The following is a 15,433-nucleotide window of genomic DNA, read 5'->3' as shown; positions in this document are numbered from 1 at the left end:
TACGTCGGGTTGCGCATGTCGGGGGGCCCCTGGGCGCTCGCGAGCGGGCGGGGGGGCCCCCCCCCCCCCCCCCGGGGGGGGGGGGGGGGGGCCCCCACCTCTCACGCCTACTGCCACCAATGGCGGTCGTTTTTGCCACTATGCCCCTGGCCACTACCGCATGCGGCGGGCCCTGTGGGCACACTGGCGGACCCCATTACCGCATGCGGCGGGTGCTGTGGGCACACTGCCGCAAACCGCCGCCGCATGCGTCGGGAATTTTGCCGGCTGCTACTCCGTCCGTCGCCGGTTGGCCTTTTTCTCCCCCTGAATCTTTTTGCCCTCCAGGCGCTTGCGCACGGCGCTTTTGCTGGGCTTGGTGGCCTTGCGGGGCTTGGGGCGGCGCAGGCTTTTAAGGAGTAATTCGTGGAAGCGGGCCAGCACGATTTCCTTGTTGCGCAGCTGGCTGCGGTCGTCCTGCGCGGTGAGCAGCAGCAGGCCGTCGGCGGTGAGCTGGTTCGCCAGCTTTTCCCCTATCAGTTGCTTCTGGGTATCGGTGAGCACCTCCGAGTTCAGCAGATGCCAGCGCAGCTCCACGCGCGATTCTACCTTGTTCACGTTCTGCCCGCCCGGCCCGCTGGCCCGGCTGGTCTGGAAGGTGATTTCGGGCAGGAAGGATTGGACTGGCGGCAGCACTTGGTTGGGGTTGATTTATGAACGAAAATAGAACGGTCAGGCTGAGCTGCGCTCAGCCTGACCGTTCTATTTTCTAAGCCTACTTATTCAAGAGCATCGCCCCGTAGGAATACCCGCCGCCGAACACAGTAATAATCACCTTATCGCCGTGCTTCAGCGTGTCCCACACCTCAGCCAGGCCGATGGCGGCCCCGGCGCAGCCGGTGTTGCCGAGGCGCTCGATGTTGTTCACGGTGCGCTCCAGCTCGATGCCGAGTTGTTTGGCCACGTTTTTCGAGATGCGCAGGTTGGCCTGGTGCGGGATGAGGTACGTCAGGTCGGGGGTGGCAATGTGGTGCTTGTCGAGCAGCGTCTGGGTCACGCGAGCCATATAGGTGCAGGCCTGCTGAAACACGTCGCGGCCGAAAGGCATTACGATGCCCTTTTCCACCGGCTTGAGGGTTACGGCCTCGTCGGCCTTGCCCATAGGGGCCGCGCCGCCGGTGATGACTTCGGCAATGTACAGGTCCTCGGGGCTGATGCGCTCCTTGCTGATGAGCAGGGCCGCCGCGCCATCGCCCCAGAGGTGGCCGGCCATGGTGTCAGCCTCGTTGTTGTAGGCCGTGTTGTGCTCCGTCACGACCACCACGGCGCGGGTGGCCTTGCCCGTGGCAAAGTAGCCCTCCACGATTTCCACGGCGTTCAGCAGCGACGAGCAGGCCGAGGAAATGCTGACGGTCGGGATTTCGTTGATGTCCAAATCACGCTGCACGGCGTGCGCGGCGGTGAAAATGGTATCGTGCGGCGTGTAGGTGCCGGCCACAATCAGGTCGACACTAGCTTGGGCAAAAGCGGGGGCGGCGGCCAGTACGGCGCGGGTAGCGGCAATGGCCATGGTGTTGGCATTCTCGCCGGGGGCCGCTTTGCGGCGCTCCTGAATGCCGGTGCGCTCAATTATCCACTCGCTGGCCAGGCCATTGATTCGAGTGAAATGAGCGTTGGTGACGACGGCCTCCGGGAGGTAGGCCGCCACATGATGAAGATACACGGGGTGGTATTGGGTGAAAAGCAAAGCCGGCCAGCGGCCTGGCAAAGGTACGGCCCGCATCCCCCGGCGGTCGGCCCGCCCCGGCGATATGCCCGAATTTTACACCCGGAGGCCACTATCCGCCTGCCAAAAAGCCCCGGCTGCATCAGGCAGTCGGGGCTTTTCCACAAGCTTTTAGCTCCTTATTCCTTCACGACCCGGCCGCTGCCGTGTACCGCGCTGCTGAGCTGCGCCCCGCCGGCCACGTACATACTGCCCGAGCCCGAAATGGACGCATCGGCCGTGCGGCTGGCCGATACATGGGCATCGCCCGAGCCGCTGATGCGGGCGCGGCTGGTTTCGGTTTTCAGGTCGTGGGCCCGCACCTTGCCCGAGCCGCTGATGCGGATTTCGTTGCTGGAACAGGTGCCGCCCACCATCAGGTCGCCCGAGCCGGACACGGCCGTTTCGAGGCGGCCGGCCTTGAGTTGCGGCACCAGCAAATCGCCGGAGCCACTCACGGCCAGTGTCATGGCATCGGCTTGCAGCGGGCCGCTCACTTCGAGCTTGCCCGAGCCGCCCACCCGCAGCGCCGTGAGGCTGGGCGCGGTTACGTACACCGTCACGGAGCCGTGGTTTTTGTAGTTGAACATGCCCTTGCCCGTGTTCTGGCGGTAGCCCAGGTGCAGCTGGCTGCCCTTCACTTCGGTTTCAAAATCGGCCAAATCTTCTTTACTGCCTTCCACGGCCACGCTTTGGGGGCTGCCCTGCTTCACCACCACCCGCGACGAGCCGCCGAGGCTGATTTCGGTGAACGAGCCCACCGAGCGGGTTTCGCGGTCGGCCAGGGGCCGGGCCGGGGTGAAGGACGAAAGCGCGCCCACGGCCAGCACCAGCAGGCTGGCGCACATTGAGGTAATCCGAAAATTATTCATGTGAAAAAAGGTGAAAGGGTGAGTAAGTAAATCCGGTTACCGCCATGATGCAGCCAACGTTACAACGGTTGCCCGAAGTTATTCCTTTCCACCTTTTTTTGCTCCGGTTTTCCTAGAACTCGACGTGCAGGCGCACGGCCACGACGTGGACCGGGCCGCTGCGGTCCTTATTATACGCCGGGTTGATAACCAGCTGGTAATCGGAGCTGATGCTGGCGTGGTAGGTGGGCAGCGCGATGCTGTAGTACACCTCGCCAATCTGTTCCAGGCCGTAGTTCAGCATCCCGTCGCCCACGATGAATCCGTAGCCGCCGGCCGCCAGGTAGGCGCGGTGCTCGGGGCTGAGGCCGTTCACGACGAGGGCCGCGCCGAGGCGGTCGTCGGGCCGCTGCCAGCGGTCGCCGGTGCTTACGATGCCGAGGCTGGCGCTGTGGTCGATTTCGGTGAAAGCCCAGGTTTCGTTCTTGCCGTTGTTATAGCTCACGCGGGCAAACAGGCCTACGTTTTTGGCGATTTCCTGCTCCGCGTTCAGGCCGAAGCCGATTTTGGTGTGGCCATCGCGGCGCACCAGCGTCACATCGGGTTGCTCGCCCGTGGTTTGGGCCAGCCGGATGGCCGTGTTGTAGGTAGCCATGGCCGCCACGTTGCGGAAGCCCAGCGCCCGAATCGTGCCCTGCCGCCCCTTGAGGTGGTAAGTTTTGGTCAGCTCCAGGGTTTCGGCGTGGGCCGTGCCGTAATGGAAATTCAGCACCGGGCCGTTGGCCAGCGTGGGCATGAGGGTGGAAGCGAACCGGGCCGCGAAGCCGGGCACAACATACTCAAAAACCCCGCCCACGGTGTAGCCCCGCGTGTTGGCGGCGTAGTCCCAGGCCCCGGCGCTCATCAGGCTCCAGTTCAGAAACTGGGTGCGCGGGTCGTGCGAATAGCTGTTCTGGTCGAAGAAATCGGCGGTGCTGAACTTGCCGAGGTTGAGGGCAAAGTAACGCTGAGGCGTGGGCCCGGCCACCTGGTTAAGGTCATCGAGGTCGTTATCAGTCGCAGCGCCCAGCGCAAACACCTGCCGCAGGTACAGCCGGGCCAGGTACAGATTGGGGGCCGGGTCGCCGATGCGGAAGGTTTCGCCGTTGGTGAAACCCGCGATGCCGCGCGCGCCACTCAGCCCGCTGCCGCCCGCCACTTCGGGGTTGAAGTACACCGCCGCGCCCTTCCACAGCCGCCGCCCGATGAACAGCGTGCTGGTGAAGGAAAGCTTGGCCGATTCACGGTCGGCCAGGCTATAGTCGCCCGAATATGGCGTGGTCAGGTTGTTGTGCCACTGGTCGATGAGGGTTTGCTGGAAGTGCAGACTCCAGTTGCGGGCCTTTTCGGGCTGATGCACCGGCTCCTGGGCCGAAGCGGCATTGGGCGGCGTGGCGGGCGAGGTAGAGCCGGGCGGCGTGACCTGGGCCAGGGAAGGCATTGCCAGCAGCAATGCTCCAGCCAGCAGAATGGATACGTGTTTCAGAAAGCAAACCTAAGAAGGCCGAGTAAAATGGGGCGAAAGGTCCCGCGTTTCAGATGTTGAATAAGTGAAGTTATCCAGCGGCCGCCGTTGCGGCGGGCTTTTTCGCCACCGCGCAGCCCTGACGGCCCAGGTACTGTTGGCCCCAGCCCACCAGCTCGCCAAACAGCGGCTGCACGCGCTGGCCCTGCTCGGTGAGGCTGTAATCTACGCGGGGTGGCACGGTCTGATGCACGGTGCGGGCCACGATGCCATCGGATTCCAGCTCGCGCAATTCCTGAATCAGCATCTTCTCCGTGATTTCGGGCATCAGCCGGCGCAGCTCGCCGTAGCGGCGGGACTCATCGAGCAAGTACGAGAGAATGAGCAGCTTCCACTTACCACCCAGCACGTTGAGGGTGGTCCGCACGGGGCAGGTGAGGTTGCGCTCGGCATCGGCCGCCGACCAATAGGCTTCGGCCGTTTGCTGCTTGGTTGGTTTCGACATAAAATAATCTGACTGATTAACAGCAATTTTTACCTTTAAGTAAGTACCCTACTTTTTAGTAGGTACTTGCGAAAAGCAAAGTTAGGCCATCACCTTTGTATTGCCGCCGCGCAACAATGCCCCGGTTCAACCTTTTGCTCCCATGTCCAAGAAAATCACCGTCCTCGGCGCGACCGGCAACATCGGCACCGCCCTCGTCCACCACCTGCTGCAACAGGGCCACCAGGTCACGGCCGTATCCCGCCCCAGCGCCCGCCTCGACGCCCTCGCCCAGGCCGGAGCCACCATCAAAGCCGGCGATGCCCACGACGCGCCCTTCCTCACCGAAGCCCTGCGCGGGGCCGATGCGGCCTTCCTCATGATTCCGCCGAACCCGACTTCACCCAACGTGCTGGCCCAAATGGACCAAATCGGCGAAGCCACCGCCCAGGCCGTGCGCGACTCGGGCCTGAAAAACGCCGTCCATCTGAGCAGCATCGGGGCCGACGAGCCGGCCGGCACCGGCCCCGTGGTGGGCCTGCACCGCCAGGAAGCCCGCCTCAACGCCATCGCAGGGCTGAACGTGGTGCATCTGCGCCCGGCCTACTTCATGGAAAACCTGCTGGCCAACGTGGGCCTGATTCAGCACATGGGCATCGCCGGCTCGGCCACGCGGGCTGACGCCGCGTTCCCGATGGTGGCCACCAAGGACATTGCCGCCAAAGCCGCCGGGCTACTGGCCGGTGCGCCGCTAGAAAACCACGCCGTGCAGTACCTGCTGGGGCCGCGCAACTACACCTTGGCCGAGGCTACGGCCGCTATTGGCCAGGCCATTGGCCGGCCGGAACTGCCCTACGTGGCCTTTTCCTACGAAGACGCGAAGAAAGGTATGGTCGGGGCGGGTTTGAGCGAGAACCAGGCCGACCTCTACGACGAGATGACGCGCAATATCAACGACGGCAAGTCAATGACCAACGGCCCGCGGGACGCAGCCAGCACCACGCCCACCACGCTGGAGGAATTTGCGCAGACGGTGTTTGCGCCGGCGTTCGTGGCAGGAACGTAGCTTGGACTCTGCGAGTCCAAGCTACGTTCCTGCCACGAACGCCTCCCGGGCCCTGCCGGGGAGGCTTTCACTACTTTTGCCCCATGCCGCTACTTCATTACCTCGACCAGGGCCAGGGCCGCCCGCTGGTTATCCTCCACGGCCTGTTTGGCACCCTTGATAACTGGCAGAGCCTGGCCCGCCGCTGGGCCACCGAGGCCGGCCTGCGCGTTATCAGCGTGGATTTGCGCAACCACGGCCGCTCATTTCACAGTGCGGAGCACACCTATGCCCTCATGGCGCAGGACGTGCTGGAGCTGTTCGACCACCTGCAACTCGGGGCCGATACCACCCTCATGGGCCACAGCATGGGCGGCAAGGTGGCCATGCGCCTCGCCCTCGACCATCCCGAACGGCTCGCCAAGCTCATCATCGTCGACATCGCCCCGCGCTTCTCGGATATGGAGCATCAGGACGACATTGTGGCCGGCCTGCAATCGGTCGATTTTACCACCTGCACCAACCGGCAGGAAGCCGATGCCGCGCTGGCGAAGTACGTACCCAACGTAGGCACCCGGCAGTTTCTGCTGAAAAACCTCTACCGCAAGGAGGACAATACCTTCGCCTGGCGCATCAACCTGAACGTACTGGCCGCCCAGCTGGCCGCCATTGGGGAAGAAACCATCGGCCTCACGCCGTTTTTGAAGCCCACGTTGTTCATTCGGGGTGGCAAGTCCGACTACATCACCGCCGAAGACAAATTGCATGGGATTCCGGCGCTGTTTCCGCACTCGCAGGTGGCGACCGTGGTCGATGCCGGCCACTGGGTGCATGCCGAAAAGCCGGAAGAGATTTTCGGGATGATAAAGGCATTCGTACAGCAGTAGCTTGGACTCTGCGAGTCCGAGCAGCGAGCGGAGCGAGCATCTCGCGCCTGGTTATCGATTATCTAAACAATGAGTCCTAACGCGAGATGCTCGCTGCGCTCGCACTCGGACTCGCAGAGTCCAAGCTACTTCTTTTGAAAACCCTTTTCCTCATCCCCACACCCCTGGCCGACGACACGGCCCCGCAGGTGCTGCCGCCGCAGGTGGTGGCCGCCGTGGCCGCCCTCCCCTACTTCCTGGTGGAGAATGCCCGCACCGCCCGCCGCTTCGTGAAAAGCGTGGCCCCGCACCGCGTCATCGAGGATATCCGCTTCGTCGTCATCGACAAAGACAGCACCGACGCCGAGGTCCGCGCCGCCCTCGCCCCGCTGGCGAAAGAGGGAATTGACGCCGGAATTCTCAGCGAGGCAGGCTGCCCCGGCATTGCCGACCCCGGCGCGGCGCTGGCCCGAGAGGCGCACCGGCAAGGGCTGCGGGTGGTGCCGCTGGTGGGGCCGTCGTCGCTGCTGCTGGCGCTCATGGCCTCGGGGCTGAATGGGCAGCAGTTTGCCTTCCACGGGTATTTGCCCATTGAGAAAGCGCCGCGCGTGGCGGCCATCAAGGCGCTGGAGAAAGAGGCGCAGCAGCGGCAGCAGTCGCAACTGTTTATCGAAACGCCTTACCGCAATGGGTCGCTATTCAGCGATTTGCTGGCGCATCTGCAGTCCGGTACGCGGCTGTGCGTGGCGGCTGATGTAACGGGCGAGGGCGAGTTTATCCGGACGCTGACCGTGAGCGACTGGAAGCGGCTGCCGGCCCCGGAGCTGCACAAGATTCCGACGGTTTTTATAATTGGGATATAGCGCGGACTTTTAGTCCGCGACTCGTCCGATTATAAGACCAGTAGCCAGCGACTTGTCCGATATAACTCGCGGACTAAAAGTTCGCGCTACGAGGCCCGCACTACGAAGCGCAGCTCCCGGGCGGGCTCCAGCTCCTGGGCGGCGGGCAACACCGTTTCGCCGTGCTGGCTCATGTCAAGGCCATCGGCTTCATGCACAGCGTTTACCCGAATGGGAATGAGGACGTTGGTTACCTTATAGAGCAGGTAGGAGCCGCCGAAGGTGTAGACCGAGATGAAGGCTAGCGCGCCGAGGTGGTGCAGCAGCAGCGTGTAGGAGCCGGTGGTGGCCAGGCCGCCGTCTTTGGCGAAAATGGCGGTGAGAATCATGCCCACGATGCCGCCCACGCCGTGGCAGGGAAACACATCTAAGGTATCATCGAGCTTCGTGCGGTTCTTCAAATCGACCGCGCCGGCGCTGATGGCAGCCGATACTACGCCGATAAACAGCGCCGGGCCGTAGCTCACGTAGCCCGCCGCCGGCGTGATGGCCACCAGGCCCACCACCGCGCCAATGGCCGCGCCCGCCGCCGAAGGCCGCTGCCCGCGCACGGCCTCAATCAGCATCCAGGTGAGCATGGCGGCGGCTGAGGCCATGTGCGTAGTGAAGAAGGCCTGCACCGCCGTGGCATTAGCCGCCAGCGCCGAGCCGGCATTGAACCCAAACCAGCCGAACCACAGCAACCCCGTGCCGATGAGGATGAACGGCACGTTGGGCGGGACGTGGGTGTGGCCTTCGAGGTGCGAGTGGCGGCGGCCCAGGGCCAGCGCGCCCGCCAGCGCCGCGAAGCCAGCCGAGATGTGTACCACCGTGCCGCCCGCGAAATCCAGCACGCCCCACTTCAGTAGGAAGCCGTCGGGGTGCCAGGTCCAGTGGGCCAGCGGGCAGTAGATGAGCAGGCTGAAGAGGCACATAAACAGCAGGTAGCCCCAGAATCGGATGCGCTCGGCAAACGCTCCGCTGATGAGGGCGGGCGTGATGATGGCGAATTTCAGCTGGAAGGCGGCGTAGAGCACCAGCGGCAGGTTGGGGGCCAGGCGCGGGTGCGGGGCCGTGCCCACGTTATTGAACATGAAAAACGTGAGCGGATTGCCGATAACGCCGCCGATGCTGTCGCCAAACGCCAGCGAAAAGCCCACCACGTACCACAGCACCGAGATGACGCCCAGCGCGATAAAGCTCTGGAGCATGGTGGAAATGACGTTGCGCTTGCTCACCATGCCGCCGTAGAAGAAGGCCAGGCCGGGCGTCATCAGCAGCACAAGGCCGGAGGCGGAGAGCATCCAGGCGATGTCGGCGGGGTTAAAGGCATTGGGCAGGGCGTCGGGGTGGTTTTGGGGCAGGAAGGCGGCAAAACCGGCCAGTAAGAGGATGGCCCCGAGACAGGCAGCAGCTAAATATCTTTTCCGAGTCATAGTAGGGTAAATTTAAAGGCACTTGACCGAATATATCAAATAAATCTCGATTATCCCTTTCAATACAAACCCCCACAAACGTTATTCAACCATTATTTCCCACCAATGCCCTATTAAAAATAACTGCGATTAGAAATCAATGCTAAACTCGGTGCGGCCGTCCTCATTCGTTTCGAGGCGAAAGCGGAAGCCGTGGGCCAGCAGCACGTCGCGCACCAGCGTGAGGCCGATGCCCTGGCCGTCGCGTTTGGTGCTGAAGAAGGGCGTAAAGAGCCGCTGGCGCACTTCCGGGGTGAGGCCGGGGCCGTCGTTTTCGATGGTGAGGGCGGGCGGGCTGAGCGTGGTGCGCACCCACACGTTGCCGCCGTGGCCGATGGCTTCGAGGGCATTTTTGGCCACGTTGAGCAGGGCCTGCTCCAGCTGCTGGGCATCGAGGCTGATTATTAAAGGTGTTTCCGGCAATTTCAGGTGCCAGGTGATGCCGCGCTCCGCGCTCTGGGGCTGGAGGAGGCGGGCGATGCCGCGCAGCAGGGCATGAAGGTCGGTGGGACGTGGCGCGGGCGGCGGCAGGCGCACGAGGTGGGCGAAGTTGGCAATGAAGTTGGCCAGCTGGGTATTGCGGGCAATGCTCACGTCGAGGGCCTGGGTGAAGTCGGGCTGGTCGGCGGGATTCAGCTGCGGGGCGTAGTGCTGGAAGCTGTGCAGGATGGAGTTGATGGCCCCGATGGAATTGTTGATTTCGTGCGACATCATCCGGATGAGCTGCTCGTAGGCCTGCTTTTCCTGCCTGATGAGCTCCTGGGTCAGCTCTTCGAGCACGATGAAGCGGCGCGTGAAGCCCCGGTCCAGAAAGTGGGCGGCGTGGGCGCGGTAGGTGGCCAGGCCGGAGAGGCGCAGGGCCTGCGGCTGATTTTCACTGAGGCCGGCCAGGGCCGCCCCCCACGGCGCGGGTAGCGCGGCGAGGGCTTGGCCGGCCAGCGCGGCGGCCGGCTGGCCGATGAAGCGGGCGGCGGCGGCATTGGCGCTTTCAACCCGGCCTTCAAAATCCAGGATGAGAATGCCGGCCGGCGAGGCCTGGATGAGGCGTTCGAGCAGCACGCTTTTCTCGTGCTGGCTCACGCGCTCGCGGCGCAGGGCGTCAATCATCTGGTTGTAGACGAGGATGAGCTGGTCCATCTCGCGCTGGCCCACGGGCACGAACTTCATGCTGAAATCTTGGGCCTGCATGGCCGCCGTGCCCGCCGCGATGAGTTGAAACGGCCGCACAAAACCCCGGTAGAGTTGCGTGGTGACGGCAATGCTGATGAGCAGTAAAACTTCGCTCCCGATGAACAGCGGCACATTGGTGGTGCGCAGCTGGGCCGCCAGCCCAATGAGCACGGCGTGGATGAGGGTGACGAACAGCAGGAACTGGAGGCGGAGGGACATGGGTGGGCGTTGGCTCTGGTCCGACCGCCCTAGGCGGTCCGACCGGTTGCCGTTGGGATGGGTCGGTTGTTGGTGGTGCTTCAACCGGTCGGACCGCCTAGGGCGGTCGGACCGGCGCACGACCCCGCCCCTATGCGTCGTACGGAATCCCGTGCTTCTCAAACCGTCGGTATAATGCGCCCCGGCTCAGGCCCAGCGCCTTGGCCACGCGGCTGATGTTGCCTTCATAATGCGCCAGGCTCTGCCGAATCATCTGGGCTTCGAGCTCGTCGAGGGTCATGGTGCCGGGGGGGGGCAGCTCGCCGGGGGCGAGCGGGCGCGGGGGCTGGTGCAAGGCGTTGGCTTGGAAGTCTTCGGGGCCGAGCTCCTCTTTGCCGCTGACGAGGACGGCGCGCTCCACCAGGTTTTTGAGCTCGCGGATGTTGCCGGGCAGGGACTGTTCGCGCAGCCAGTGCAGGGCGCGGGTGCTCACGCGCAGGGCCGGGCGCTGGTAGGTGGCGCGCAGCTGGTCGAGGAAGTGCTGGGTTAATAAAGGGATGTCGGCGGGGCGCTCGCGCAGGGCGGGCAGGCGCACCGAAATCAGGTTGATGCGGTAGAACAGGTCTTCGCGGAAGCGGCCCTGGGCCACCAGCTCGGCCAGGTTGCGGTTGGTGGCGGCAATGACGCGGATGTCGAGCCGGCGGGGCTTCGAGTCGCCGAGGACTTCGTAGGTGCGGTCCTGCAGCACGCGCAGCAGCTTCACTTGGCTGGCCAGCTCCAGCTCGCCGATTTCGTCCAGGAAAATGGTGCCGCCGTTGGCCAGTTCGAAGCGGCCCACGCGGTCGGTTTTGGCATCGGTGAACGCACCCCGGCGGTGGCCGAACATCTCGCTTTCAAACAAGCTGCTGGAAATGCCGCCCAGGTTCACCTTCACAAAGGCCTGCTGGCGGCGCGGACTGTTGCGGTGAATGGCTTCGGCAATGAGCTCTTTGCCGGTGCCGCTTTCGCCTTCGATGAGCACGGCGGCATCGGTAGCGGCCACCTGGCCCACCTGGCGCAATACGTGCAGCAGCTGGGCATCCTGGCCGATAATATCCCGAAAGGCAAACTGCTGGTCGAGCTGGCGGCGCTGGCGGGCGGGGGCTTCGGTGGGCTCGGTATCGGGCGGGTTTTCATGCACGGCCAACACCGTGCGGATGGTCTGGAGCAGCGAGTCGTTGTGCCAGGGCTTGGTGACGAACTCGGCGGCCCCGGCTTTCATGCCCTCCACGGCCAGCGCGATGCTGCCCCAGCCGGTGATGAGGACGACGGGCACCAGCGGGGCCACGGCCTTCACCCGGGCCAGCAGGGCCAGGCCGTCGGCCCCGCTGGTAGCGAGCGAGAAGTTCATGTCCATCAGCACCAGCCGGGGCGGGGCTGCGCGCACCACGGCCAGGGCCTCGGCGGGCGTGGCCACGGCCTGCGCGGGGTAGCCGGCCTGCTTCAGCAGCAGCCGGAGCGAGGTGCGGATGGCCAGGTCGTCGTCGATGATGAGGAACATATTTACCAGAGAATAAAGCCGGTGAGAGACGAGGCAGGACTCGCCTTCAAGGGCACTTGATGGCCGGTACGCACGTACCACGGGTATTTCCGACCGGCGGAGGCTGTGCTACGCGCGTATCATGGACATTGCTACTCAGCGAAGCCCGTGGTACGCGCGTACTGCTGGCATTTCTATTCAGCGAAGCCCGTGGTACGCGCGCACTGCTGGCATTTCCGGCCGGCGAAGCCCGTGGTACGCGCGTACCACGGGCTTCGCTGCCTGGTGGAGGCGGCAGTCCGCGCGTACCGCGCGTTGCCGTCGCTTAGCGTTGCTTCACGCTGCCGCCGCTGCTGGTGTGCTTGCTCACGCGGGGCGAACCGGTGTAGCGCACGTCGCCGCCGCTGCTGGCGTCGGCCGTTAGGGTTTCCTGCACGGCCACGGCCACGGTGCCGCCGCTGCTGGCTTTGGCCTCGCAGGCGCGGGCTGTCAGCTCGCTGCCCTTGAACACGCCGCCGCTGCTGGCCCCCACGTCGAGGCGCTGGGCGGTGCCGGCCAGGGTGGCCACGCCGCCGCTGCTCACCTGGGCGCGCAGGTCGGTGCTGGTGAACGTGGCCTTGAGTGTACCGCCCGACGACGCGGCCACGTCCAGGCCCTGGGTGGTGAAGGCCCCCACCACTTCGGCGTGGGCCCCGCTGCTGGCGTGCAGGGCCGTGAGGCTGGTAGCCGTGACGTTCACCAGCAGGTGGCGCACGTTTTTCAGGCCCAACGACTCGGCCCACGCGCGGTCGAAGCTGATTTTGAGCACGCCGTCGCGCACTTCGGTGGTGAGGCGTTCGAGCTGGTCGGCATCGTCGGCGCTGGCCTCCACGCGCTGGGTGGTGCCGGACGTGAGGCGCAGCTCAACGCCGCTACCCACCTCCACGGCGTGGAAGTTGGCCACGGAGCGCACCTGGGGCGCGGTTTGGGCGAAGGCAGTTCCCGTGCTCAGGAGGCAGAAAAAGGCGGTGGCAGTGAGGTTTTTCATAACAGAAACAGAAAAAAGGTGAGTGAGTGAAGCGGGTTGCCAGCGCGGCAGATGCAGCGGGCGGCCCGGAGGTTGCCCGAGGCCTTGGCTAGCCGGGGCAAGATAGCCCGGCCGGCCGCCTCACTCCTCGCGCAGGGCCACCGCCGGCTGAATCGCCGCCGCCAGCCGGCTGGGATACAGGGCGCAGCCCGCCGCCAGCACGTAGAGCACGCCCGTGGCCAGCAGCATGGCCGTGCCGTACACGCCGGGCGGCACATCGAACACGCCTAGCAGCGGAAACTGCACCGCCAGCCCCAGCCCCAGCAGCAGGCCGAAGGTGGTGAGCACCAGAATTTCGCCCACCACCTGCCAGCTGATGGCCGCTCCGGTAGCGCCCATGGCCCGGCGCACGCCCAGTTCGCCGCGCCGCTGGTTGATGTTCAGCCAGAGCACCCCAAACAGGCCCAGCATCACGTTCACAATCAGAAACAGGCACACCACGCCCAGCAGGGCCGGCAGCGTGAGCAGCTGCTTGAGCTTGTTGTGGCGGTTTTCGGCCAGCGGGGTGATGCCGCTGGTCCAGCCCGCGTTCAGTTGGCGCACCTGCTCGTTCAGCCGCTTTTCGAGGGCCGCGCCCGCGCCGGGCCGCACGCGCAGCAGCAGGACATGCAGGTCCAGGGCAGAGGTGTCCAGGGGGGCCACGTAGCGGAACGCAGCCGGCTGCGGGTCACTCAGCTCGCCCCCGGCGCGGTAGGGGCCGCTCACCCCAATCACGCGGTACTCGTTGGGGCCGTCGCGCACGATTTTGCCCACCGCCGACTGCCCGCCAAACAGGGCCGTCTGCGTCATATCGGTGATGACGATGGGCGGACGGGCCCCCGGCGCGTCGTCGCGGCGGTCGAACCAGCGCCCGGCCAGCAGGTGAAGCCCCACCACTTGCGGCAGCTCGGCCCCCACCCGGTAGATGTCGCCGGGCGCTTTTTTGGTGTCCTTGCCCGTATCGAAGTCGGTGGTGTTGTTGTTGAAAGTGAAGGGCGTGTTGTAGTTAGAGCGCGTCACGGCTTCCACGCCCGGCGTGCTGCGCAGGCGCTGCAAGGCCAGCTGGAGGGTAGCAAACTGCTCGGCGCGGGGCTGGCTGCCGGGGTCCAGCTGCATCTCCCACACATTTTCATAAGCGAAGCCCAGCGGCGACTGGTAATTGCGCTGCAAATAGATGCCCAGACTGCCCACGGCAAAGAGCACGAAAAAGGCCAGCACCATTTCGGCGATGAGCAGGCCGTTGGCCCGCTTGCGGTTCCACATCAGGGTAAGCAGGTGGCGTATCATGCGGCGTTTTCTCCTTTCAGGGCCTTCACGGCCTGTAGTTTCGACATCTTGTAAGCCGGATAAGCCCCCGACAACAGGCCAAACACCACCACCACGCCCAGCGCCACGGCAAACACCCGCCCGTTGAGGGCATAGGTGGAATAGGGCAGGAAATGGCTTTCGTTGAGCAGCGCCAGCGCTCCCCCCGCCAGCCCCAGCCCCAGCACCCCGCCCAGCAGCGTCAGGAAAATATTTTCCATCAGGAACTGGCCCACCAGCGCCCCCGCCGTGGCCCCAAACGCCTTCCGCACCCCAATCTCGGCCGAGCGCTCCAGCGTCCGGCTCACGTTGATGTTTATCAGGTTCAGGGCCGGCAGCAGCATGAACAGTAGCGCCATGCCCAGCATCAGCCGGGCGAAGTTGCCCACGCCGCCCTCAGCCCCGGCATCGTTATTGAACCGCGCCGTGAGCGAGGCCAGCACGGTCTGGGCATAGGAATTAATCTTTTTGAACTGCTTGGGGTCGGGCAGCGGCACCCGGTCGATGATGCGCTGGTACTCGTCCTTTAGCAGCGGCACATCGGCCGGGCGGCGGGCCAGCAGAATGGCCTGGTAACGGCCCTGGTAGCTGGGGTCGCGCAGGTTGTTGTTGCCGGTGGTCACGGGCGTCCACAGCTCGGCGTAGGTGTTGGCCCGCGTGATGGGCACGTCGTGTACCACGCCCACCACGCGGTAGGGCACGGCCTCCAGCACCATGTCGCGCCCCACCACGCCCGCCGTGGTGCCGAAGTAGCGCTGGCTGGTGGTGGCGGTGATGACCACGACGTGGGCGGCACTGCGCACCTCGGCCGCGTTGTAGGGCCGGCCGGCCAGGAACTCAAAGTCCAGCACCTGCCAGAACTCGGCATCGGTGGTTTTCGAGTCGAGCTTGAGCACCTGCTGGCCCACATAAGCCACCGTCGTGCCCCAGTTCGAATCGCTGATAGATACCTTTTCCGGAGTGTGCATGGGGCGCACGTACTGGTTCAGGAACGCATAGCCCAGGCTCGAATTGTTGGTGCCGCCGTTGCGGTACGCCAGCTGGATGCGGTTGATGAACAGGAGCCGGTCCACGCGCAGCTCGGGCCGGTGTGGCCCCACCGTGAAGTCGAACATGGCGTACACCACCAGCAGAATCATCAGCGTGAAACTGATGCCAAACAGGCTGATGGCGGTGAAGAACTTGCGGCGCAGCAAGACCTTCCAGGCAATTTTGAGGTAAGAGAATAACATGGATGTTAGCGTCAATTAGTTGAAGCAGAAACCGGGACCCACCGACTTCCACACGAGCGAATGAGCGGCTTGTACCCGCCTCATACTTTTTTGTACCAAGTTCATACCTTTCAC

The 15,433-nt window shown here is 64.5% G+C and carries 14 protein-coding genes; 3 read left to right on the top strand and 11 right to left on the bottom strand.

All coding sequences use genetic code 11. From position 1 onward, the window contains the following. Positions 1-270: 270 nt before the first annotated feature. From arfB to ACVWYF_RS22425, 5 genes are all read right to left on the bottom strand, one after another. Positions 271-675, bottom strand: coding sequence for an alternative ribosome rescue aminoacyl-tRNA hydrolase ArfB (gene arfB, locus ACVWYF_RS22445; RefSeq protein ID WP_457072428.1), 405 nt, complete (start codon positions 673-675; stop codon positions 271-273). A gap of 79 nt (positions 676-754) precedes the next feature. Next, positions 755-1,702, bottom strand: coding sequence for a 3-oxoacyl-ACP synthase III family protein (locus ACVWYF_RS22440; RefSeq protein WP_457072427.1), 948 nt, complete (start codon positions 1,700-1,702; stop codon positions 755-757). 182 nt (positions 1,703-1,884) lie between these two features. Next, positions 1,885-2,616: a head GIN domain-containing protein gene (locus tag ACVWYF_RS22435; RefSeq protein ID WP_457072426.1), complete on the bottom strand. Its 732-nt coding sequence runs from the start codon at positions 2,614-2,616 to the stop codon at positions 1,885-1,887. Positions 2,617-2,728: 112 nt separating this feature from the next. Next, entirely contained in the window at positions 2,729-4,075 is a 1,347-nt protein-coding gene (locus ACVWYF_RS22430) for a carbohydrate porin (RefSeq protein WP_457072425.1), read from the bottom strand. Between the two features lie 115 nt (positions 4,076-4,190). Beyond that, positions 4,191-4,604 carry a winged helix-turn-helix transcriptional regulator gene (locus tag ACVWYF_RS22425; RefSeq protein ID WP_457072424.1) on the bottom strand — a complete coding sequence of 138 codons (414 nt, stop codon included), beginning with the start codon at positions 4,602-4,604 and terminating at the stop codon, positions 4,191-4,193. Between the two features lie 142 nt (positions 4,605-4,746). Between ACVWYF_RS22425 and ACVWYF_RS22420 the strand changes: the two genes are divergently transcribed. From ACVWYF_RS22420 to ACVWYF_RS22410, 3 genes are all read left to right on the top strand, one after another. Further along, on the top strand, positions 4,747-5,649 hold the full coding sequence (locus ACVWYF_RS22420; RefSeq protein ID WP_457072423.1) for an NmrA family NAD(P)-binding protein: 903 nt from the start codon (positions 4,747-4,749) through the stop codon (positions 5,647-5,649). An 83-nt stretch (positions 5,650-5,732) separates the two neighbouring features. Further along, positions 5,733-6,515, top strand: coding sequence for an alpha/beta fold hydrolase (locus tag ACVWYF_RS22415; RefSeq protein WP_457072422.1), 783 nt, complete (start codon positions 5,733-5,735; stop codon positions 6,513-6,515). Between the two features lie 134 nt (positions 6,516-6,649). Next, positions 6,650-7,357 (top strand): SAM-dependent methyltransferase, encoded by a 708-nt coding sequence (locus tag ACVWYF_RS22410; protein WP_457072421.1) that lies wholly within the window; start codon positions 6,650-6,652, stop codon positions 7,355-7,357. Positions 7,358-7,443: 86 nt separating this feature from the next. On the opposite strand, the gene ACVWYF_RS22405 is transcribed toward ACVWYF_RS22410, so the two are convergent. The 6 genes from ACVWYF_RS22405 to ACVWYF_RS22380 form a co-directional block, all read right to left on the bottom strand. Then, a complete protein-coding gene (locus ACVWYF_RS22405; protein WP_457072420.1) occupies positions 7,444-8,811 on the bottom strand; it encodes an ammonium transporter in 1,368 nt (455 codons plus the stop codon). 129 nt (positions 8,812-8,940) lie between these two features. Continuing rightward, positions 8,941-10,239 (bottom strand): sensor histidine kinase, encoded by a 1,299-nt coding sequence (locus tag ACVWYF_RS22400; protein WP_457072419.1) that lies wholly within the window; start codon positions 10,237-10,239, stop codon positions 8,941-8,943. Positions 10,240-10,369: 130 nt separating this feature from the next. Next, positions 10,370-11,758 (bottom strand): sigma-54-dependent transcriptional regulator, encoded by a 1,389-nt coding sequence (locus ACVWYF_RS22395; protein WP_457072418.1) that lies wholly within the window; start codon positions 11,756-11,758, stop codon positions 10,370-10,372. Between the two features lie 304 nt (positions 11,759-12,062). Continuing rightward, positions 12,063-12,764, bottom strand: coding sequence for a head GIN domain-containing protein (locus ACVWYF_RS22390; protein WP_457072417.1), 702 nt, complete (start codon positions 12,762-12,764; stop codon positions 12,063-12,065). A gap of 120 nt (positions 12,765-12,884) precedes the next feature. Then, positions 12,885-14,069 carry an ABC transporter permease gene (locus ACVWYF_RS22385; RefSeq protein ID WP_457072416.1) on the bottom strand — a complete coding sequence of 395 codons (1,185 nt, stop codon included), beginning with the start codon at positions 14,067-14,069 and terminating at the stop codon, positions 12,885-12,887. Then, positions 14,066-15,319 (bottom strand): ABC transporter permease, encoded by a 1,254-nt coding sequence (locus tag ACVWYF_RS22380; protein ID WP_457072414.1) that lies wholly within the window; start codon positions 15,317-15,319, stop codon positions 14,066-14,068. Before ACVWYF_RS22380 ends, ACVWYF_RS22385 begins: the two co-directional genes overlap by 4 nt. Between the last annotated feature and the right edge of the window lie 114 nt (positions 15,320-15,433).

The organism is Hymenobacter sp. UYAg731 (assembly GCF_054061335.1).
Note: the sequence above shows the minus strand (reverse complement) of the source record. Positions and strands in the feature narration are given on the sequence as shown.

Excerpts from the sequence above, each read along its gene's own strand:
- ACVWYF_RS22435 (WP_457072426.1), bottom strand. The coding sequence starts at position 2,616 with ATGAATAATTTTCGGATTACCTCAATGTGCGCCAGCCTGCTGGTGCTG.
- ACVWYF_RS22430 (WP_457072425.1), bottom strand. The coding sequence starts at position 4,075 with ATGCCTTCCCTGGCCCAGGTCACGCCGCCCGGCTCTACCTCGCCCGCC.
- ACVWYF_RS22425 (WP_457072424.1), bottom strand. The coding sequence starts at position 4,604 with ATGTCGAAACCAACCAAGCAGCAAACGGCCGAAGCCTATTGGTCGGCG.
- ACVWYF_RS22420 (WP_457072423.1), top strand. The coding sequence starts at position 4,747 with ATGTCCAAGAAAATCACCGTCCTCGGCGCGACCGGCAACATCGGCACC.
- ACVWYF_RS22415 (WP_457072422.1), top strand. The coding sequence starts at position 5,733 with ATGCCGCTACTTCATTACCTCGACCAGGGCCAGGGCCGCCCGCTGGTT.
- ACVWYF_RS22405 (WP_457072420.1), bottom strand. The coding sequence starts at position 8,811 with ATGACTCGGAAAAGATATTTAGCTGCTGCCTGTCTCGGGGCCATCCTC.
- ACVWYF_RS22400 (WP_457072419.1), bottom strand. The coding sequence starts at position 10,239 with ATGTCCCTCCGCCTCCAGTTCCTGCTGTTCGTCACCCTCATCCACGCC.
- ACVWYF_RS22395 (WP_457072418.1), bottom strand. The coding sequence starts at position 11,758 with ATGTTCCTCATCATCGACGACGACCTGGCCATCCGCACCTCGCTCCGG.
- ACVWYF_RS22390 (WP_457072417.1), bottom strand. The coding sequence starts at position 12,764 with ATGAAAAACCTCACTGCCACCGCCTTTTTCTGCCTCCTGAGCACGGGA.
- ACVWYF_RS22385 (WP_457072416.1), bottom strand. The coding sequence starts at position 14,069 with ATGATACGCCACCTGCTTACCCTGATGTGGAACCGCAAGCGGGCCAAC.
- ACVWYF_RS22380 (WP_457072414.1), bottom strand. The coding sequence starts at position 15,319 with ATGTTATTCTCTTACCTCAAAATTGCCTGGAAGGTCTTGCTGCGCCGC.